The organism is Streptomyces sp. Wb2n-11 (assembly GCF_001049855.1).
In the GTDB taxonomy this organism is placed as follows: domain Bacteria; phylum Actinomycetota; class Actinomycetes; order Streptomycetales; family Streptomycetaceae; genus Streptomyces; species Streptomyces altiplanensis.
This window is the reverse complement of sequence record NZ_CVPB01000002.1, coordinates 80281-98352: the sequence shown is the minus strand read 5'-3', so window position 1 is coordinate 98352 and position 18072 is coordinate 80281. Positions and strand designations below refer to the sequence as shown.

The following is an 18072-nucleotide window of genomic DNA, read 5'->3' as shown; positions in this document are numbered from 1 at the left end:
GTCGTAGGCCCGGAACTTCGCGGCGTTGACGCGGCGCTTTGCGCTGGTGGTGCGGAACTTGATGCCCTGGATCTGCGTCTCCGGCAGGACTTCGCGGGTCAGCCGGTACTTGGCGGGGGTGTCCATCTGGCGGGCGAACACGGTCAGGTCGGTGGCGCTGGTGTCTCGCAGAAGGAGCTCAAGGGCTTCCATCGTCTGCTCCTCCTACTATCGGTAGTGGATGTTGACGCCGGGCGCGGTGGCCCAACATCGGTGGGGTCGAACGGGACGGGGCACTGTTCGGCGAAGATCTCGCCGTGCCACAGCAGCGCGCCGGCGGCCTTGGTGGAGCCGGGGTTGAAGCTGATCTCGGACACCAGGAATCCGGCGAGGATGTCGGTGCCGTCCGCCGGTGCCGCGCCGCCGCCTGCGGTGGTCGTGGTGACGGTCACGGCGGGGGTGGTGCCGCCGGTCAGTCCGGCTGCGGAGGCGGTCATCTGCGCCTGGTCGTCGCCCAGGTACTGGCCGGCGAAGGCGACCACGATCGCGGTTCCGGGGTGCGGGCCCCCGGAGACGAGCACGTCACCGGCGTTGATGTTCGACAGGGCCTCGAGGGCTGTCTTCACCTGTGCGGCGGTGGCGTTGTAGGGGATGCCGGCGGTGGTCTGCCCGGAGAACGTCAGCGTGTAGGTGCCGCCGGTGGGCGTACCGGTGACGGTGACGGTCTGGATTTCGGATGTCGGGCCGGCGTACGGCGCGTACAGGCGGATGCGGTGACCTTGCCCAGCGGGATGCCGGAGCGCATGACGTTTCGGCCCTGGAGCATCGGGTTCGCCGAGACGGTGTAGTGGGTGCCCGCGACGAACTTGCTCAGGTCGAGGGTGATGGTGTTGGTGTCCTGGACTCCTACCAGGGACGCGAGCCACGGCCTGTCGGCTGTGACGCTGTCCGTGTAGGAGTAGGGCTGGAAGTCGTTCACAGCTCTCCTCGTGATGTGGCGTGTTTGGTGCCAGCGGCACCCGCGGGTGCGCGTCCACGAGGAGAGGGCGTGGTCCCAACCCCGCTGTGCGACCGGGAAGTCTGGTGGTCAGGCGGCCTTGTGGCCGCGCAGGCGGGCCATTTCTCGTCCGCGGTCGCCGGGCTTGCCGGTGGTGGCCTGGCGTGCGGGGGCGCCGCCGGCGGGTGCTCCGCCGGGGGCGGGCGGCAGCTGCGGGGCGGCCGGGTCTGTCTGCGGGCGTACGCCGAAGAGTTCGGGCCGGCGGGCCTTGAGGGCTTCGGCGGCGGCCGTGACGTCGTCGTCGCTGGCGTCGTTGTCGACTCGCAGAAGTGCGGTGGCGTCGTCCAGGTCGGTGCCGGTTGCTCCGAGGCCGACCAGGATGGCGCGGCGGTTGGCGACGCGTTCGCGGGCGGCTGCCTGGGTTTCCTTCTCTGCGAGCTTGCGTTCCCGGTCCTCGAGTTCCTTCGCGCGGCGCTCGGTCTCGGACAGCTGTGCCTGCTCGGCCTTCTTCTTGTCTTCGACGTACTGGCGCAGGCTGTTGACGTCGTCGAATCCGAGGTCGGAGGCGAGGCGCTGGTTGCCGTTGCGGCGCCCGGAGTCCTTTTCCGCGGTGAGTTTCTGTTCGAGCCAGTCGCTTCGGACGATGAGTTCGCCGTCCGCGGGTCCGGGGCGGGTGGCCGGCGCCTTGGGCTTGGGCGGGTCTGCCGGGTCGGTGTCACCTGCCGGAGGGTCACGGCATCCGGCTGGGGTCGCCGGAGGCGTAGAAAACCGGGGAGAAGGGGCCGCCGGGTACGGGTGGGCCCACGCCGTGGTGTCGACGGGTCCGGTGATGCGGTCAAGCGCGGGGCGGCGCATAGGGGCAAGTCCTCCAAGAGGTATCCAGGCCCCGCGCCTGAGATCAAGGAAAGCACGAGTCTGCTCATTCGTTGCCCCCGGTTGCCTGCCGCCCCGGCTCCAGCGGGTTTTCGTCTTCGTCGCCGCCTGGAACCGGCGGCAGGTTCGGTATGGGCGGGTCCGGGGTCTCGGGGGCTTTGCGTCCGAGGAAGTCGGCGACTTCGTCAAGGTTTCGAGGGCGTCGGCGAGGAACCGGGCCTGCTCGAACTGGCGGGCCTGGATCTGCTCGATTTCCTGCTCGATGTCGTCGATGGGGAACCCGGCGTCGGTGAGCATCCGTACGCCCGTCTCGAGGGACATGACGCCCTTGGAGACGCCGTTGGCGACCTGCTCGAGGACAGACGCCTTGTCGGTGGGGGTGTAGGGCCGCGGACGAGTTCGGCGTCCTGCGGGGTGATGCCTGCCCAGTCGGGTGCTGGCCTGCCAGGTAGAGGCGTTGGACGAACTTCAGGAGCAGCTTCTCTTTGTACTCGCGGGCCAGGCGCATGCTGCCGATGAGGAGTCCAGCGGGCCGAGGGAGATCTGCATGGCGAAACCGGAGGGGACTTCGGAGGGGCTGAGGGTGCCCAGGACACGGCGGGCAGTCGGGCGATGGCGGCAGCCCGCTCTTTCAGTTCGCCGACGTGGTTGCGGAGCTCGGCGAGGGCCGCGGAGGTATCGACGGCCGTCAGGCGGCCGTTGTCCGCCAGTTTGAAGACCATGCCGGGCCTGGCCGACACTTCCTCTGCGGGTTGGCGCCGGAGATGGCGAGCATGGGCAGACCGGTGGTCGCCGAGGCCCGGGCGGAGTCCGTGTCGGAGCCGGCGAGCTCGTCGAAGACTTGCAGGACCTTCGCGAGGGACGACTGGCCCCAGTGCTCTTCGGCCGGCGGCACCGTGTTGGGGACGTGGATGACCGGGATGAAATCGATGAGCAGGTCGAGGTGGTCGAGGACTTCCCCGTCGGACCGGGTGGCGTACGTGGCCAGGGACAGGGCAGCGAGTCGACGTCGACGGGGCCCTTGAGGTCGTCGATGACCCAGGTGGCGTCGGTGAGGTAGCAGGTGACGTACGAGGGCTCGTCGTTCCACGCGTACTGGCGGGCGATGGCCCCGGAGACGGGCTCGATCGTGTCACCGGGCGTCAGCACGGGGGGTGCGGGCTCCTCGAGTTCACCGCCGTCCAGGGCCTGGGCCGGCGGCGGCAGGGCGCGCACGGCGCGGGTTCCCGTCTCGTCTACCCCGGCCACGGTCAGGGGCGGATCCAGTCCAGCTCGTACGTGATGCGCCGCAGTCTGGTCTTCAGCCCGCGCTTCGGATCGGCTGGCAGTTCCCACGCGAAGTGGACGCGCCGCGGGTACTCGCCGTCGTCGTCGTCCTCGCCGATGACGGGGAAGTAGAAGCCGGGGTCGGTAACGCGCAAAGTGGGGCGGCGCTTGGCCGGGTCCCACGCCATGCGGTACACACCGTCTCCGAGAGCGACGGCCTTGCGTTCGCACTGCTGGAGGCGCAATGGGAGCAGCTCGGCCTTGGCCCAGGCGCGCAGGAGGTTCTGGACGCGTTCGGCTGCGGCTGTCGCTGCGGCTTCGCCTTCTTTGGAGCCGGTCTGCTCGGCGCCGGGGACCACGATCTTCTGGTCCCGGCCCAGGACGTTCGCGACGAGGGTGTCGATGAACATCGAAGGGTCGCCGAACTCGCGTCGCTCCCGGGCGAGCGGCCCGTCAACGACCTCGGCGATCTCGGAGGCCTGGTTGTGGTCGTAGGCGGCCAGGAGCTTGTAGGCGGCGAGCCGGTGCTCGGCGTCGGCTGGCACCCACATGGCCTGCGCTTCAGGGAACGCCCGGCGGCTGGGCATGCCTTGCGCGTCGGAGTACACCGGCTTGTAGTTCAGCCAGCTCCACGCGTGGATGGCGATCTCTCTGAGGCCCACAGAGTTTTCCTCCGTACCAGGCCCGCGCCTTGTGATCAGAGTACGGGCGTATCCGCAGGTCGTTCCCCGGGCGGGAGATTTCTGGATTCGCGGCGCAGTGGAACGCGGCCGTGCGTAGGCTCGGTTCGCGCGGTGGCTCACGCCATCTCGAGCCTGTGGTCCCCCTCTGCAACTCACTAGGGAGGGAGTACCAAGCATGGCTGGACGGCATCGGAAGCCGCGTGCAAAGTGGCGGGCGGCCCTGAGCAAGATCCTGTTGGGGCTGTCGTTTGTTGCGAACGTAGACCGCGCTATCGGTCTTGTTCGCGACATCCCCTGGTTCTGACTCAGGGCGGCCGCTACCACTTGGCCCGGGGGCCGGCTGTTGCCGGTTCCCGGGCTTCTCTCTGCCTCACCCCCAGCGCACTGTGCAGTGCGTTCAGTGAGGCGTCGCCCAATCTAATTCACGTCTGGTGATTCCACACGGGCTTCTCCAAACTGGGTCCCCCAAAGTGACCACTTATTTGGCATCTAAGTGGTCACTGCTCTTTGTGCAGGTCAGGCAGGCTGAGGCCGTCGGCCGCCAGGACGACGGTGCCCTGGTCCCTTCTCGGCCCGGGTCGGGGCGTTCACCGGCGACCGGCCAGCCGCTGGTCTTTGTACGGGGTGCTGGCGACGGCTGCGGAGGCCGGGTCGGCCAGTTCGGTGATGAGGTGGACGGCGGCGTCCAGGCGGTCTGGGGAGTCCATGCCGGGGATCCAGGACACGTACTGGACCTCGAGTCCGGGGAACTCTCCGACGTGGTGGACGTGGCCGTTCTCGTAGAGCTGGGCGATGGGTTCGGCGCGCAGTCTCTTTCCTACCTTGGCGGTGACTTCGATGATGCGGGGCATCAGCATGCCGTTGGTGAGGCCCTCACGCTGGAGCTCTTGCCAGGCTTGGCGGAGGATCTGCGCGGCCATGTCGCCGCCGAAGTTCGCTTCTACCACCCAGGCGTCGGCCTCGAGTTCAATGGCCAGCAGGCAGGCTTCGCGGCCCCATTCTGCGGCGCCCATCTTCTTCGACCGGTCGGCGAGCAGGTACATCTCGCCTTCGGCATTGCGGCCGCCACCGATGAGGCCGACTTCGTCGCTGTCTTCGCGGCCGCCTGCGGTGTCGATGGCGACCAAGGTGCGGGTGAGGTCGACGCCGCGGAAGGCTTGGGGGGTGATGCGGTTGTCGGTGATCCACGGCCATTTCCAGACGCCTCCTTCGAGGGGGCGGGGCTCTTGCTGGTAGAGGGCCCACCAGCCTCGTTCGCCGACGGCCTTCTTGAACTGGTCGAGGTGCTTGCGCTGGAAAACGCTCGGGCCAGAGTGGTGCGCCGACTTCTCGTCCGAGGGGGTCGTCGGCGGTCATGGCGAGGGCAGGGAGGTTGATGACGGTCCAGTCCTCGGCTCCGCTCTGGAGGATGCGGCCGGCGAGGTCGTTCTCCGACCAACGGGTCTGGATAACGATGATGGAGCCGTTGGGTTCCATGCGCGTGTTGATGACTTGCTGCCACCAGTCCCAGAGGGTGGCGAGCTTGACGGGGCTGTCGGCGTCCTTGGCGTCTTTCAGAGGGTCGTCGACGATGGCGACGTTTGCGCCCATGCCCGTCAGCGAGCCTCCGACACCGGCGGTGACGAGACCGCCCTCGGTGTTCTCCAGGTCGAAGCGGTTCGCCGCCTGCGACCCGTAGCGGAGATTGATGCCGATGGTGTCGCCGTGCGCGCGGATGCTGTCCCGGATCCACCGTCCGTGGCCTTCGGCGAGCTTGGCAGCGTAGGAGGCGATCATGACGCGGTGGTCGGGGTTCTGGGCCAGGTACCACAAGGGCCCCCAGCGGGCGGCGCGAGCGCTCTTCCCATGACGTGGAGGCATGTTCAGAAGGACCCGCATGCGTTCGCCAGCGGCGATGCGAACGAAGGCCATGTCGATGAGGTCAAGGTGGCGGGCTTGCCACTCGCGGCCTCCGGTGAGCGCGGCCGCCATTGCCCGGGGGAACGCTCGATGGCCATCTGCTGCTCGGCCCACGCCAGGGCGGCGCGGGTCTCCTTGTCGGCGAGACGGGTAATGGCGGCGCGCTGGTCGGGGGGCAGGGTGCGGTACACCGCGACTTGCCGTTCAAGGGCTGTGGTCACCCGTCGGGTTCCTGACGGTTCAGCCACTGCTCGTAGTAGGCGAGGGCGAGCTGGTCCGCTGTACCGCCTGGCACAGTTCCACCGAGGAGGATGCCAAGGGCGCCACGAAGTCCGATGACCTCGCCTCGTACGTGCTCGGCCACGGAGGTGGATGATTCGGAGACTTCTCGGCTGGCAGCAGTGAATGCCTCGGTCGCGACCAGTTCGTAGAGACGGGTAGTGCGGCGGTGGAGTTCCTTCGCGATGGCGTCAGCGTGTTCGGCGCTCATTCCGTGGCCTCGTCGTCGGCCGGGGTGGAGGTGGCCGTGTTGGCGGGGTCGCCGGTGTCGAGCCGACTAGTTGCGGCGATGATCGCGGCCAGCTTCTCCGGGTCTGCGGTCGATACGGAGAGCGGTCCGCCTTCGGGTCCGGACACCTCGGTCTTGACGGGCATGTCGAGGCCGTTGAGCTTGGCTCGGCGCTCCCCGTTGCGTCGCCGGGCATCGTCGATCTTGACGAGCCGGTCGATGGCTTGGAGGACGGGGGCGTCGTCTTCCATGGGTTCGTTGGTGTCGGGGTGGAGGATGACGCGGCCGTTGTTGACGAGGATGTGCCGGTTCTTGAGGACTTGGCGGGCGGCGGCTTCGAGGCCTTCGAGGCGTTCGAGTTCGGCGTCGAGGCGTTCGTTCTCCTGCTGCCGGTAGACGGACGCTTCGGCGGCTTCCTCGTCGCGGTTCTGCTCGAGGGCGCGGATGAGGTCTTTGCGTGCGGCGCCGGAACTGCTGTATCCGAGGTCGAGGATCTGGGGGTCGTCGAAGGGGACGCCCTTGCGGCGGAGGCGGATGAGCATGGTGCGGCGCTCGGAGATGAGGGCTTGCTGTGCTTTGGAGATTGGCATGGCGGTCGGGGCTCCCGCATGTTGGTCGGTCAGGCCCCGCGCCTACCTTGATGATCCCTGATCGTGGCGTTTTGGTTCCCCCTGCTCGTGTGCGCTGTCATCCTGCGCTCATGAAACGTGTGCGTGGGGTGGGGTCTTCCGTTGTGGCGGTGGCTGTGGTGATGCTGGCCGGCGGGTGCTCTGGCGGCGGTGAGGTGGACGCGAAGCCGTCCCCGTCGGTGACGCCGGAGGCCCCGGAGATGGTGCCTGAGCCGGTGGTGACGGAGACGGAGGAGACGTTCCCTCGCACGCCGGAGGGTGACCTAGACCGGCTGGCGGCCAAGAAGGGCTGGGCCGTGGAGGACAGCCTGTACGAGAAGCCGTCGGACCTCGTGACGGACATCTGTGAGTCGCTGCCGGTGAGTGCGGTTGGTGGGGCGTCGCGGCCGCAGTGGCTGGTGGAGAGCGGCCAGATGGAGGGTGACCGGGGGGCGGTGTTGTCGGCGGGGGTGCCGAAGCTGTGTCCGAAGTGGTCGTGGGCGGTGAAGGCCGCGTCGTCGGGGCGGTACGAGCGGTGGTTCGGGGATGGGGAGTACGAGGTGCGGGCTGTTCCGCCGGCGAAGGGTGATGTGGGGGCGACGATCCCGCCGGGGACGTACCGAACCAAGGGCCGGCTGGATGACTGCTACTGGGAGCGGGCCACGAAGGCCGGGGAGATCCTGGACAACAACTTCGCCAACGCGGCGACGGACATCACGGTGACGATCCTGCCGTCGGACGGCATGTTCAAGTCTGAGCAGTGCGGGACGTGGAAGCCCGTCAAGTAGTTCGGGCCGGGAATGGGAGTGGCCCGCGTTCCCTGGGGGGGGTGGGTTCGCGGGGCCATCTCGGGCCTGGACGACGGGGGGGGTGTCGTCCGGCCGGTGGGTAAACGTTCATGCGGGTTGTTTGGGCACGGCCTGGTCGGGGGTTGGGCGCGGGGACACCGGGGCCCCCGACCGGGCTGTGCAGTACCAGCGTGGCGCACAAACGGGGGTTTGTCTTAGGCGGTATCCCCTGTGGCCGGCTTGGGGGTGATGGGCTTGTCGATGTGGGGGTGTTCGACTTCGACGCCGATGCCGTGGGCGCGTAGTGCGGTGGCGATTTCTTCGGCTACGGCGACTGACCTGTGGCGGCCGCCGCCGCACATGACGTGGACATCGACGCGTAGGAGCTGTTCGCCGGCCCAGCGGCGGAGGTTGTTCTCCTCAAGGAGGGTGCGGACTCGTTCGGTGGTCTGGTCGACCATTTCACGGGCGCCGCGGGTGGCCATGACGTAGCGGCGAACTTCAGGGTCGAGGCCGTTGGAGTTGAGCATGCGTTCGCGTACGGCGGGGTCTTCGGGCGGGTTGCGGAGGGCGCGGGTGTCGACGAGGAGGGCGTTGCCGTGGGGGATGTCGGTGTGGTTTTCACCGAAGGAGGTGATGATGCTGCGCGTGCTGATGTTGTCCATGCTGGTCTCCCGTGGGTGGGTTTTATCGGCTGGCCGTAACGGAACGGCTGTGGGCGGCGTATCGGGGTTCTCGGCTGCGCGCAGGGCTCGCTGGAGAGGGCTGCGGGATTCGGGGGTGTTGGGGTCGAGGCTGGCGATGATCAGCCGCCCGTCGGGGAGACGGGCAGCGATCGCGGCCTCAGGGTTCGGGGTGGTGCTCATGCCGGTCTTTCAGTCGTTGGAGCCGCTGGCGGGTTGGTGGCCGAGGCCGACGCGGACGGACTTGCCTTCCGCGATGCGGTGGATCTTGCTCGCGCCTGCCAGCTTGCTGAGCGCGTTGGCGAAAGTTGATTCATTCAGGCTGGTGGCGGTGAGGAGGGCGGGCCGGTCGATGTAGACGATGTCGATTCCAGCAGGGTCCGCGTACTTGTTGAGGACACTCAGGATCGTCTCGCAGGCCGTGGGATTTCTCGGATACGACGGGACGTTGATGCGGTCGCCGGCCGGGCGCGTGGTGGACTCTTCATCGACGAGCGATGGCTGCTTCAGGGCAGCCGCTGCCGCCTTCCGGCCAGCTATGTAGTTTTGGATTCGCTTGGACAGGATGAACCACTCGGTCTGTCCGAGGCGGTCAGACGCGAAGTGCTGGTGCAGAGCGCCTTCCAGGTCGTTTCCTCCGTTCAGGAGGAGCGGGGCGTTCGACTTGCGCAGACAGAGCGCGGAGAGTCGAGCCGTGATGTTGGTACTGGTCCCGATCTTGACCCGGTCGCCGTTGACGACGAAGTAGACCACTGGCTGGTGGGACGAGCGGTTCCACACGTCGTCTGAAGCGACGGCGGCTCGGTCGGCGTCCAGCACGTTGGCTGGTTGGCCCTCGAGTGCGTTGGCGTGGAGGACGTCAGTCACGTTCAGGGACACCATCAGGGCGTGTCGTCGGCACAACAGCAACGGGTGCCGGATGAACGGCTGATCCGTGCATCGCAGGACAGCGCACAGGTCGAGATTCACGGATCCTCCGGCCCTCAGCGGGGCAGTTGGTTGTTGGTCTTGGCCCAAATGCCACGGGTCTCGGTGTGGGTGGTGCGGTGGTCTTGGTAGACGTTGCCGTCGTAGTGGTGGTGGTGCTCGGCGGGAGCAGCCTCGGCAACGTCCTTGACGCGCTTGATGAGCCAGCTGACCGCGAGGATGGGGGCAGCGAGGCCGACGGGGGCGGCGCAGACCCAGGCGATGACCTCGGGGTCGGCGTGTCCGGAGGCCCACATGATGCTGGTCCCTGCGCCTCCGGTGACGGCGATGACGACGCTGGCTCCGATCATGCGGGCGCAGTCGTCGACGGCCTTGGCGCTCATGGCGGCCCGACCGGGTTGGGGTACGGGCGGGGCTGTGCCAATGGGGGGCACGGGCGTGAAGTCCTTGTATGAGGTGGGGACGGTGGGCGCGGGCCGCTGGGCTTCGGCGAGGGCTTGTTCGATTTCGGTGAGGAAGGCGCGGGCGTTGTCGTTGAGGGTGGGCTGCCCGGCCTGGGGGGCGTGGGGCTGCTGGGGGTCGGTAAGGCGAACGTTCATCGGGGGCTTCCTTCTCAACGCGGCGGGCGGTGGGGGCGGATACAGAAAGCCCCGGGTACGACCCGGGGGCTTTCTGGTCGTGTCGTTGGTTCAGTCGGCGTCCGAGTCGTCGACGCTGCCTGACGACTCGGCGAAGTAGATGGCTGCGAAGCGCACAGCGGAGTTTTCGCTGAGACCGGCTTTCTTCAGGCCGGAGATCAGCTCACTCATGTGGAGCATCGCCTCGTCCATCGGGGTCATCTTCAGATCCGGGAACTCGTCCGACTGCATCGGGAACCTCACCGCATTCGATAGCCGCGTAGGTTCCATCATCGCCCTTGATGAGCTTGTCCTGAAGGGCGAGTTTCGCGCACAGGTCGCGGAAAGTGCGGTCCGACTTGTCGTAGCCGGCCTTCACCATCAGCGGGTACACCTCGGACGGCTTCGCCGGGGCGCGTCGTGCTGCGAAGAGTTCGATGGCGAGTTCGTCGTTGGACTTGGGGGCGACGCGGGTCTTGGCGAGTTCGATGGCTGCTTCCTGGGCTGCGGCCCGCTCGAGTTCGTTTTCGTCGAGCATGGTCTCGGTGAGCCGCGGGATCGTCATGGATGCGCCCTGCGCAGTGACGGTGTCACCGTCCTCGTCGATGGCCCGACCAAGGAGCACGTCGTAGGAGGCGGGGGTGGGCCAGGACCGGTAGAGCTCCCATACGGATTCGTGCATACGGTCGGGGCCGACGTTGCCGTAGGAGTCGCCGCGGAGGTTGGGGATGCAGCGGGCCCAGCGCTGCCCATAAGCAAGGCCGGCGGCGCGGGCTGAGACTTCGTCGAGGTCGGGGCGGATGCTGGACAGCTGGCGCGCAGCATCCATGAACAGGGTCGACATGCGCCTGTGCTCTTCGCTGCCCTCGGGGAAGGCTTCAGCCATGGTGGCGTAGGCCTTGGCGGGGGCGGGCTGGAAGGGGCCCTTGGTGGCGCTCATGTAGACGACGGTTCCGGGATCGGTGAAGATCGCCATGTCTGGGGCGCCGAACCCGGGGAAGAGCATGTCGAGTTCGCTGGCGTTGTTGGTGCGTAGGCCGATGCGGCCCGGGGTCAGTTCGTCCATGGTGGCGGTGATGTAGTCGCGGGTGGCGCGCAGGCCGGTGGTGTCCACGCGAACGTTGACCGATCGTCCTTCTTCGATGATGAAGTCGATGCCCTCGAGGACGTCGTCGGCCATCGACTTGGTCTCGTCGACACGGATGTGGATCGCCGGGATTTCGGCGGTGGCGGGCAGGTTGTCGACGTCTTCGTCTTCGAGAAGGTCGGCGTATTCGGTCTTCCGTGCGGCGATCACTGCTCGGGCGGCCTGGACGACGAGCCTGCATTCGTCGTCGTTGGTGGCTGGCCAGTCGACCAGCGGGACGCCGATGCCGTGGCGAAGGTACGGGTTGACGAAGACGGCGGACATTTTCGCTGAGGTGTCCAGGTCCCAGACGAGGGCGTCGACGCAGCGGACCAAGCCGAGGCCGAGGGTCTTCATGAGGGCGGTCTTGCCGGAGCCCTGCGCGCCGACCGCGATGACGCCTTCGTCCTTCAGGTTGAGGGCGGCTTCGTCGCCGTTGCCGATCCGGCCGAACCCGACGGGCTTGTTGATGGTGGTGGGGGTGAGCTTCGGGTAGGGGATGGCGCCGGACATCATGTTCTTGCGGGTGATGGCAATGAAGACGACGTTGCGGGGCACCTCGGGCCCGCCGGCGGAGAAGGCGACGCCGCCGCCCTTAGGCAGGTGCAGCGCCCCGGCCAGTTCGGCTTCGTAGCCGCGGAGAGAGTCGATGTTGAGGTGCGCCGGGAGGGTGATCTTCACGGTTTCACCGGCACCGGAGGGCCAGCGGTCGACAATGGGGTCGGCGACGGCGCCCTCGATCCCGCAGATGTCGTACAGGAGCTTCGCCCAACCCTGCTGAGCCTTCGCGATCTCTTCGCCTTGCTCGATTCGGCGGTCGAGCTCGGCCTCGGCTTCGCGGGTCTGCTCTCCCCATCGGTCCATCCCGATGTTCACGGCGGCGCCGGCGCCCCACGTGGCGACGCCGACCGTCATTGTGAGCAAGGTCGGGCGGGTAGCGAGCGCGTACGACAGCCATCCGGTGGTGGCCAGCCAGGAGGAGGCGCGCGCCACCATTACGCGCCGCCAGGACCCGCGGGCCCTCTCGTAGAGGACAGCTGCGCCGGTGCAGACGACGCCGGCGGATGCGCCAGCCTGCCAGGGGATGTCGGCAAGGGGTGCGACGAGGGCGCTGGCGCAGGCAAGTTCGGCGCCCCATGCGGTGAGGCGTCCGGGAGTGACGGCGTCGCGGCTGAAGTCCCAGCGCTTCGGTTTGTCGGACAGGGTTTCGAGGCCGACGGGGATCTCGGTCTTAGTCATGGTCTTCATCTCCCTTCTCGGGTTCAGTGCTGGCCCGGGCGGCCGACGACGTCCCACTTCTGTTCGGCGTGGGCCCCCTTGCGAGGGCTGGCGTTGAGCTTCAGTTCGCGCTGGTGGGCGCGCTGGGCGGCCTTAATGGCCTTACGCAGTTCGGCGGCGACGTTCTTCACCTTGGAAGCGGTGGCCAGGACGGTGTTGTCGACGGCGGTCTCGGTGGGCCAGGTCTTGGCCATGCGCCGATACAGCTTGGTGACGGCGTCAGCGACGGTCTCGACGCCTGCGGCGGCACCAGCGACTTCGGACAGGCAGACGACCATGTGGCCGCGGTCCATGCCCTCCATGAGGTGGATGAGCTTCTTGGTGCTGTCGGCAGAGGCGGGGGCGAGCTTGCCGGTGCCGCTGTTGGTGGATCCGGTCGGGGTGCTGCCAGCGGGAGGGCGAGGCGCTTCTGCCCGGAGGACATGATGGCGGCCCGCATCTTCGCGGCGTCGAGGGTGCCGGCGGCGTTGCGGATGTTCCAGCGTTCTTCGCCAATGCGGGGTTCCATGACGCGGTAGATGTCCTCGCGGTGTGCCTGTACGAACACGACGATGATCGTGTCGGCCATGCGGGCGGCGGTGAGGGCGGAGACGGCGGCGTTGTTGAGGTGCTTGACGACGCTGGGGTGGAGCGGCGCTGTCTTCTGGAGGGCGGCGGCGGCTTCGCGTACGGCGAGGGAGAGGTTGCGGCACAGGGCGGGGATGCCGACGAGTTCCACGACGTGGTCGGCCATGTCGGCGTCGGCGTCGTTGTGGAGGCCGTTGGCGAGCTGCTCCGCCGCGGCGACGAGGAGCTTGTACGCGGTGGAGGCGCGCATGTCGATCTGCCGGGCAACCGCTACGCCGGCCGTGCGGGTTCCCGCGGGCTGCGTGGTGGCTACGGGGTAGGTCACGGGGGTGCTCCTTCGTTGTTCGGTTCCCGCCGCGAGGGCGAGCAGCTGGTCTTGCCAGTGCAGTTCGAGGTCGATCCGCTGGTTCTCGGTGCGGATGCGCTCAACCTTCACCGTGTGCGGGTCGCCGATGGTGCCGTCGCGAGCGGCTTCCTTCTCGGCCTTCTTGCCTGCGGCGATCGCTTCACGGCGGCGCTGCCTTTCGCGCTTCGCCTTGACGAGGGCGATCCGGTCCTCGTCGATCACTTCGGCGTCGATGACCTCGTCGGGTACGCCGTCCGGCTTCGGTGGCAGGTCGTCGTCGACGAGTTCGGCGTCGACGTACTCGTCCGGGTCGTAATCCGGCTTCGGCGGAAGAGCATCTCCTCCGCCGCCCTTCGGGCCCTTCGGGTCGTTCTTGTCGAGGCCGTCGCGCGCCGTCGAGCTCGATGCGTCGTCGTCCTTGTGTTTCCGGTCCTTACGCCTGCGGTCCTTCTTGTCCTTCGGCTTCTTCGGGTCCAGGCCGTCGGGGGAGCTGGTCCACGAGTCTCCGGAGCCCTTGTCGTTCTTCGCCTTGTTGCCCTGGCCGTTCCCGCTGTCGCCCTTCCCCTTCGGGTGGGTGCCGCCAGCTCCCTTGCCGTTCTCCGGGAGGTTGTCCTTGGCGGCCTTGTTCGGCTTCACCTTGTCGGCGAGGCCCTTGCTGAGCTTGTTCAGCTTGTCGACGACCGGGTCCTTCACCTTCGGCTTGCGGTTCTTACCGCCGCCCAGTCCGGTCCCGCTGCCGTTGTCCTTGCCGGTGTCGGGGCTTTTCGGGTCTTGTGCCGGCCGCCCGCTGATCCGTTGGGCGAGCGGTGCCGGCCGCCGCCACTCCCCTGCCGTTCCCGCGACCGCCGCTGTTGCCTCGGCCGCCGGAATCCGAGCCGGAGCGGTCGCGGCCCGAGCCGCTGCGGTCGCTCCGGCCTGCCTCGTTGGTGCCGTTGTTGGCGTTCTCGTCGTGCTCGCGGCGGCGTGCGCGCCACATGGATGCGGCGACAAGGACGGGCAGGGCGGCACCGCCGATGATGGCGCCGGCGGGTCCGGCGACGAGGAATCCGAGGCCGATGGCTGCCGTTTCGCCGCTCACACTATGTGAGATTGCCGCGTATCCGTTTCGCAACGAGTTGTCAGCATCACCCCGAGATTGGCGAGGGGCGGGGCGGGGCGGGGAAGCGGATCGGGGCTGCTGGACGACCACAAGGGGGCCCTGTGAGGGGTTGTCGGCCCCGCCCCGCCCCGCCCCGCCGCCAACGTTGTCACTCAACGTAGCGTTCGGGGGTGTCGTCAAGCCGGGATCAAGCGAGGCAATCGTCTCTGCGCTCACCTCCTGCACTTCCTTTCAACGAGTTCAGGCTGGGCGGTCTGAAGGGACTTACTCACTGGCCGGTGACCTTCGTGTGGATGTCCTTGTAGAGGGCGCGGATGTCGTCGGTCTTCAGGCCGTAGCCGGCCTTGCGCCATGCACGCTCGAAAGCGTTCTGCGAGGGGTGGTCGTCCCCTTGGCGGAGGTCGAAGAAGAGGTCGAACGCACGCTTCTCAGCCTGTGCGCTCTGCCTCGGCACCGGCATCTTGGTGATCCGGGGAAGCATGACTGGGCGGCCCTGGTAAGCGTCCATGAACATCTTCAGGGGGTCGTTTCCCAGGTTGAACCACTCGCCTCGCACCCGGTGCGCGGCAAGTGCGCAGTGGATCGAGCCCTCCACCTCTCTGCCTCCGGGAAGGAACGACAGAACACGCAGCTCAAAGGGGTTCCCGCACTGAAGCTCGCCGAGCCTGCTCCACACGTCCCGTGCGTATCCGATCTTCACGTAAGGGATTGGCGGGCCCGGAACGATGCCAACGAGGTAGACGAATTCCTGGCTGTCCATCAGTCGGTGCTCCCCTTTCGGGACTTCTCGAAGGCGGCGTGCATCTCGTTGTAGAGGTCTCGGACGGTCTGGTCGGACTCGCCGAATCCGCGCTGGCGCCACAGCTTGATGAAGGCGCGCTGTGAGGGCTGGCCGAGGTCGGCGTAGACGTTGAAGGCACGGGACTTCCGTTCGGCGTCGGTCGCTGCGGGGTTCGAACGCGGCTGCGGCTTGTCGGGCTGCGGCTCGTCCGTGTCTTCGGTTTGGCTGGTGGGTGCGGCTTCGATAGCCGCGCTGGTCAGAAGGCTGACTCCATCCGGACTGGCCGCGTCCGGGTACGTCGGCCCGGTGTTCGACCGCACCCCCCGCATCAGTGCCGTCTCGAAGTGGTCGCCACCGACCTGCATGCCCTTCTCGTAGGCGATCCGGTCGACCAGGTGTGCTTCCGCCATCTGCCGCTCAAGTCCTTCCAAGCCGTGCAGTGCGGCCCGGCCGGTCTTTACGAGAGCGCGCCGGTACATCCGGTTAGTCATGCGGCGGGGCTTTCCAACCGAATTCAGGTTCACGAACTTGTCGGCGGCGTTACTGCGGGAAATCGCTTCGGCATCGGCGCCGCGTGCCCCGATTCCGAGTCGGCTTTCGATCCGGTTCTTCCGGTCGCGCCAGGCGCGGGCGAGGAGTCCGTCGGCGTTGATCTCGACCTTGCCGAGTTTCGCTTCGAGGCCGAGGAGCTTGTGGAGGCCGTAGGCGAGCATGACCGGGCCGACGATGCGGACCAGGGCGGTACCGATGTCCTCGTGTTCTTGCCGGACGACCTCGATAGCGCCGATCGCCTGGGCGAAGACGAGGACGTACGCGGCCCTTGCCGCGCCCTTGTCGTTGAACGCCCACGAGTACACGGACAGGCCGAGGACGATCGCCTCGAGCACGAGGCCGACCGTCATGTGCCAGGGCGATTCCATGTGGAGGCGCTGCTCGGCGAAGCGGCTGGAGGTGTTGGTGGAGAGGGCGAGGCCGGCGATGACGACGAGGCCCATGCCGAGGAACCCGACGAGGCTGCGGCGCTTCTTGGGGTCGCGGGACTTCCGGCCGGCGGAGCGGGCTCGGACTGCGGGGGCGATGCGGTAGCCGAAGGCGAGGGTGACGAGGGCGAGCAGGACGGCCCATGCCTGCACGGGCACCTGCTCGACCGCGGTCTGCACTTGGGAAAGCATGGGCGGGTCCTTTCTGGCTGGTGGTGCTGCGGTCAGAGGTTGTGGTGGGCGAGGCAGCGGGCGGCGGCGTACTGCTGGCTGCTGTAGGCGCGGGCGTAGAGGTCTTTGCGCTGGTCGTGGGTGAGGTGGGTGAGGGCCGTCAGCCAGATCCGGTCAGCCGCGTCGTGGTCGACGCGCTCGGCGCGCCAGATGCGTTCGAGCTGGGTGATGAGCTCGGTGCTCTGCTCGGGCTGCGCGGCGATCTCGTGGGCGATGTCCTGGGCGGCCTGGGCTGCGTGGCGGGTGATGAGGTCGGCGAGCACGCTGTTCCTCCCGGTGGTCAGGCGGCGGTCGGGGTGGTGGGGGCGAGGTGCTGGACGGTCTCGAAGTCGTCGGAGGTCCAGGGCCCGATGTGGGCGGGGTTGTAGTTCTTGGCGGCCGGGGCGGGGGTGCGGAAGGAGCGGCGGAGGTTGCGGTGGGTGAGGAAGAAGATCCAGACCTTCGCGCGCTGGGTGCGGGTCACGGTGGTTCCCTTCGGTGGCTGGGGTGGTGGGGGGTGCGGGGCCCGGTCGTCTGTCGGCTCGGCGGCCGGGCCCCGCGGGGAGGGTGGTCAGATGCCGCTGATGGCGGCGCAGGCTTCGGCTGCGGGCTGGTGGAGTTCGGGGTCGTTCAGGAGGTACGCGGCCTGCTCACCGTGGTGCTGGGCGAGCTTCTGCTGGTCGGTGGGCAGGTGGCGCAGGGCGGGGTTGGTGGCGGGGTTGGTGAGGCGCTGGATGGTGGTGGCCATCAGGGTCAGGACGTCGATCCCGTTGGCGCCGGCCAAAACGGCGAGGGTGGTCTGGGTCTGGTCGGGGGTGAGGCGGGCGATGGCGAGGAGCCGGAAGCCGTCGATGATCTGCTGGATGCCGGGGTGGATGCCGTCCAGGTCCTCGAGGAGACCTTCGAGCTCGTCGTCGAGCGGGGGGACGGCGTTGGCGGCGGTGTGCATGTCTTCGGGGCCAGGGGCTCGTCGTCCCAGCGGCCGCCCATCACAGGTCCCCGTCCCACTCGCCGGTGACCAGCCGCTCGTACGCGGCGAGGGAGGCTTCGGCGTCGGGGGAACCGAAAACGTCGTCGAGGAAGTCCTTGGGGCTGATGGCCGCGAAGTGATCTTCGATGTCGGCGATGAGGGCCGGGTCGAGGTCGGGGACCGGGGTCTGGCCGGCCTTAAAGTCGGCGGGCATCGCCTCGGCATAGTCCCCGACGGCACTGACCGCGTCGGTCAGCGACTGGGCGGGCTTCAGCGACAAGGGCACCTCACCGATGTACTCGCCGGTCGCGGAGCGGATCGTGAGCCGTACGGCCGGGGCGGCGTTGTCACTGCTGCCGGCCGAGTTGAGGCGCAGGAGCTCGGCGAGGAGGCGCAGGGCGGTCTGGTCGTTGGCGTCCATCAGGCCACCGCCTTGAGGACGCGGTCGCTGCCGGTCCACACGGTGCAGATGGTGAACGGCTCGGCGTCGGGGCGGAGCACGTCGATGACGGTGATCGCGAACTGGGCGGCGCGGCGCTTGAGGATCCGGCGGGCTTCGCTGCGGTCGGTCGTGACGTTGAGGACCTTGAAGACGCCGTCGACGTTGCGGTAGAGGACGCCGGGCCGGCGCGGGCCGATCTCGTCGGCGACGACCTGGCTGAGCGCCACGTCCATCTCGGAGATTGCCTCAGTGGGGTGGATGGTGCGGGTAGCCATATGGCGGTTACGATCCATACGGATCGGCCTCCCTGTAAGCGCAGGTGGGCGGGTTCACGTCCGTCGCGGTGTTGAGACCACTGCTCGGGACACGCGACCCCGGTCCGGCTTCTGCTGGCCCGGGGTCGTTCTGCTGTGCTGAGAACCACGCTAGACCGTGGCTTGCCATA

General features: G+C 68.0%; 23 protein-coding genes and 2 pseudogenes. 1 reads left to right on the top strand and 24 read right to left on the bottom strand.

Annotated features, from left to right (window positions below; genetic code table 11):
* The 11 genes and pseudogenes from BN1555_RS38285 to BN1555_RS35050 all read right to left on the bottom strand — a co-directional run.
* A pseudogene (locus BN1555_RS38285) lies at positions 1-192 on the bottom strand (major capsid protein E); the annotation flags it as partial.
* Complete coding sequence (locus BN1555_RS35095; RefSeq protein ID WP_093804015.1) at positions 144-605, bottom strand: hypothetical protein; 462 nt, start codon at positions 603-605, stop codon at positions 144-146. The gene BN1555_RS35095 and the pseudogene BN1555_RS38285, both read right to left, overlap by 49 nt.
* 53 nt (positions 606-658) lie before the next feature.
* Positions 659-958, bottom strand: coding sequence for a hypothetical protein (locus BN1555_RS35090; protein ID WP_093804014.1), 300 nt, complete (start codon positions 956-958; stop codon positions 659-661).
* A 108-nt stretch (positions 959-1066) separates the two neighbouring features.
* A complete protein-coding gene (locus BN1555_RS35085) occupies positions 1067-1831 on the bottom strand; it encodes a DUF4355 domain-containing protein (protein WP_093804013.1) in 765 nt (254 codons plus the stop codon).
* 706 nt (positions 1832-2537) lie between these two features.
* Entirely contained in the window at positions 2538-2939 is a 402-nt protein-coding gene (locus BN1555_RS38640) for a hypothetical protein (RefSeq protein WP_141662962.1), read from the bottom strand.
* A gap of 160 nt (positions 2940-3099) precedes the next feature.
* Entirely contained in the window at positions 3100-3777 is a 678-nt protein-coding gene (locus tag BN1555_RS35075) for a hypothetical protein (RefSeq protein WP_093804011.1), read from the bottom strand.
* A gap of 608 nt (positions 3778-4385) precedes the next feature.
* Positions 4386-4925: a phage terminase large subunit family protein gene (locus BN1555_RS35070; protein ID WP_093804010.1), complete on the bottom strand. Its 540-nt coding sequence runs from the start codon at positions 4923-4925 to the stop codon at positions 4386-4388.
* A gap of 283 nt (positions 4926-5208) precedes the next feature.
* A pseudogene (locus tag BN1555_RS41035) lies at positions 5209-5658 on the bottom strand (terminase family protein); the annotation flags it as partial.
* Positions 5659-5660: 2 nt separating this feature from the next.
* On the bottom strand, positions 5661-5918 hold the full coding sequence (locus BN1555_RS35060; RefSeq protein ID WP_093804008.1) for a hypothetical protein: 258 nt from the start codon (positions 5916-5918) through the stop codon (positions 5661-5663).
* Entirely contained in the window at positions 5915-6187 is a 273-nt protein-coding gene (locus BN1555_RS35055; RefSeq protein WP_093803878.1) for a hypothetical protein, read from the bottom strand. The genes BN1555_RS35060 and BN1555_RS35055 overlap by 4 nt, the downstream gene beginning before the upstream one ends.
* Entirely contained in the window at positions 6184-6795 is a 612-nt protein-coding gene (locus BN1555_RS35050) for a hypothetical protein (RefSeq protein WP_093804007.1), read from the bottom strand. Before BN1555_RS35050 ends, BN1555_RS35055 begins: the two co-directional genes overlap by 4 nt.
* A gap of 110 nt (positions 6796-6905) precedes the next feature.
* Between BN1555_RS35050 and BN1555_RS35045 the strand changes: the two genes are divergently transcribed.
* Positions 6906-7601 carry an Rv1352/Rv1906c domain-containing protein gene (locus BN1555_RS35045; protein ID WP_141662961.1) on the top strand — a complete coding sequence of 232 codons (696 nt, stop codon included), beginning with the start codon at positions 6906-6908 and terminating at the stop codon, positions 7599-7601.
* Between the two features lie 215 nt (positions 7602-7816).
* Here the strand turns inward: BN1555_RS35045 and BN1555_RS35040 are convergent, their stop codons facing one another.
* The 13 genes from BN1555_RS35040 to BN1555_RS34980 all read right to left on the bottom strand — a co-directional run bounded on the left by BN1555_RS35040 (position 7817) and on the right by BN1555_RS34980 (position 17902).
* Positions 7817-8467 (bottom strand): RapZ C-terminal domain-containing protein, encoded by a 651-nt coding sequence (locus BN1555_RS35040; RefSeq protein ID WP_255306501.1) that lies wholly within the window; start codon positions 8465-8467, stop codon positions 7817-7819.
* A gap of 9 nt (positions 8468-8476) precedes the next feature.
* On the bottom strand, positions 8477-9253 hold the full coding sequence (locus tag BN1555_RS35035) for a GIY-YIG nuclease family protein (protein ID WP_141662960.1): 777 nt from the start codon (positions 9251-9253) through the stop codon (positions 8477-8479).
* A gap of 14 nt (positions 9254-9267) precedes the next feature.
* The gene (locus BN1555_RS35030) at positions 9268-9810 is read right to left on the bottom strand and encodes a hypothetical protein (RefSeq protein ID WP_093804003.1); all 543 of its coding nucleotides are present in this window, start codon (positions 9808-9810) and stop codon (positions 9268-9270) included.
* Between the two features lie 202 nt (positions 9811-10012).
* Positions 10013-12193 (bottom strand): hypothetical protein, encoded by a 2181-nt coding sequence (locus tag BN1555_RS35025; protein WP_141662959.1) that lies wholly within the window; start codon positions 12191-12193, stop codon positions 10013-10015.
* A gap of 23 nt (positions 12194-12216) precedes the next feature.
* Positions 12217-12426: a hypothetical protein gene (locus BN1555_RS35020; RefSeq protein ID WP_093804001.1), complete on the bottom strand. Its 210-nt coding sequence runs from the start codon at positions 12424-12426 to the stop codon at positions 12217-12219.
* Complete coding sequence (locus BN1555_RS35015; RefSeq protein ID WP_093804000.1) at positions 12360-13838, bottom strand: hypothetical protein; 1479 nt, start codon at positions 13836-13838, stop codon at positions 12360-12362. The genes BN1555_RS35020 and BN1555_RS35015 overlap by 67 nt, the downstream gene beginning before the upstream one ends.
* A 674-nt stretch (positions 13839-14512) precedes the next feature.
* Positions 14513-15004, bottom strand: coding sequence for a GIY-YIG nuclease family protein (locus BN1555_RS35010; protein ID WP_093803999.1), 492 nt, complete (start codon positions 15002-15004; stop codon positions 14513-14515).
* A complete protein-coding gene (locus BN1555_RS35005; RefSeq protein WP_141662958.1) occupies positions 15004-16197 on the bottom strand; it encodes a hypothetical protein in 1194 nt (397 codons plus the stop codon). Before BN1555_RS35005 ends, BN1555_RS35010 begins: the two co-directional genes overlap by 1 nt.
* A gap of 32 nt (positions 16198-16229) precedes the next feature.
* Entirely contained in the window at positions 16230-16499 is a 270-nt protein-coding gene (locus tag BN1555_RS35000) for a hypothetical protein (protein WP_093803997.1), read from the bottom strand.
* A gap of 17 nt (positions 16500-16516) precedes the next feature.
* Complete coding sequence (locus BN1555_RS34995; protein WP_093803996.1) at positions 16517-16699, bottom strand: hypothetical protein; 183 nt, start codon at positions 16697-16699, stop codon at positions 16517-16519.
* Positions 16700-16786: 87 nt separating this feature from the next.
* A complete protein-coding gene (locus tag BN1555_RS34990; RefSeq protein WP_093803995.1) occupies positions 16787-17164 on the bottom strand; it encodes a hypothetical protein in 378 nt (125 codons plus the stop codon).
* Between the two features lie 40 nt (positions 17165-17204).
* The gene (locus BN1555_RS34985) at positions 17205-17606 is read right to left on the bottom strand and encodes a hypothetical protein (RefSeq protein WP_093803994.1); all 402 of its coding nucleotides are present in this window, start codon (positions 17604-17606) and stop codon (positions 17205-17207) included.
* Positions 17606-17902, bottom strand: a complete 297-nt coding sequence (locus tag BN1555_RS34980; RefSeq protein ID WP_255306500.1) for a hypothetical protein — start codon at positions 17900-17902, stop codon at positions 17606-17608. Before BN1555_RS34980 ends, BN1555_RS34985 begins: the two co-directional genes overlap by 1 nt.
* Between the last annotated feature and the right edge of the window lie 170 nt (positions 17903-18072).

Coding starts and splice junctions, on each gene's coding strand:
- BN1555_RS35085 (WP_093804013.1), bottom strand. CDS start 1,831: ATGCGCCGCCCCGCGCTTGACCGCATCACCGGACCCGTCGACACCACG.
- BN1555_RS35055 (WP_093803878.1), bottom strand. CDS start 6,187: ATGAGCGCCGAACACGCTGACGCCATCGCGAAGGAACTCCACCGCCGC.
- BN1555_RS35050 (WP_093804007.1), bottom strand. CDS start 6,795: ATGCCAATCTCCAAAGCACAGCAAGCCCTCATCTCCGAGCGCCGCACC.
- BN1555_RS35045 (WP_141662961.1), top strand. CDS start 6,906: ATGAAACGTGTGCGTGGGGTGGGGTCTTCCGTTGTGGCGGTGGCTGTG.
- BN1555_RS35040 (WP_255306501.1), bottom strand. CDS start 8,467: ATGAGCACCACCCCGAACCCTGAGGCCGCGATCGCTGCCCGTCTCCCC.
- BN1555_RS35030 (WP_093804003.1), bottom strand. CDS start 9,810: ATGAACGTTCGCCTTACCGACCCCCAGCAGCCCCACGCCCCCCAGGCC.
- BN1555_RS35025 (WP_141662959.1), bottom strand. CDS start 12,193: ATGACTAAGACCGAGATCCCCGTCGGCCTCGAAACCCTGTCCGACAAA.
- BN1555_RS35020 (WP_093804001.1), bottom strand. CDS start 12,426: ATGGCCAAGACCTGGCCCACCGAGACCGCCGTCGACAACACCGTCCTG.
- BN1555_RS35010 (WP_093803999.1), bottom strand. CDS start 15,004: ATGGACAGCCAGGAATTCGTCTACCTCGTTGGCATCGTTCCGGGCCCG.
- BN1555_RS35005 (WP_141662958.1), bottom strand. CDS start 16,197: ATGCTTTCCCAAGTGCAGACCGCGGTCGAGCAGGTGCCCGTGCAGGCA.
- BN1555_RS34990 (WP_093803995.1), bottom strand. CDS start 17,164: ATGCACACCGCCGCCAACGCCGTCCCCCCGCTCGACGACGAGCTCGAA.
- BN1555_RS34985 (WP_093803994.1), bottom strand. CDS start 17,606: ATGGACGCCAACGACCAGACCGCCCTGCGCCTCCTCGCCGAGCTCCTG.
- BN1555_RS34980 (WP_255306500.1), bottom strand. CDS start 17,902: ATGGCTACCCGCACCATCCACCCCACTGAGGCAATCTCCGAGATGGAC.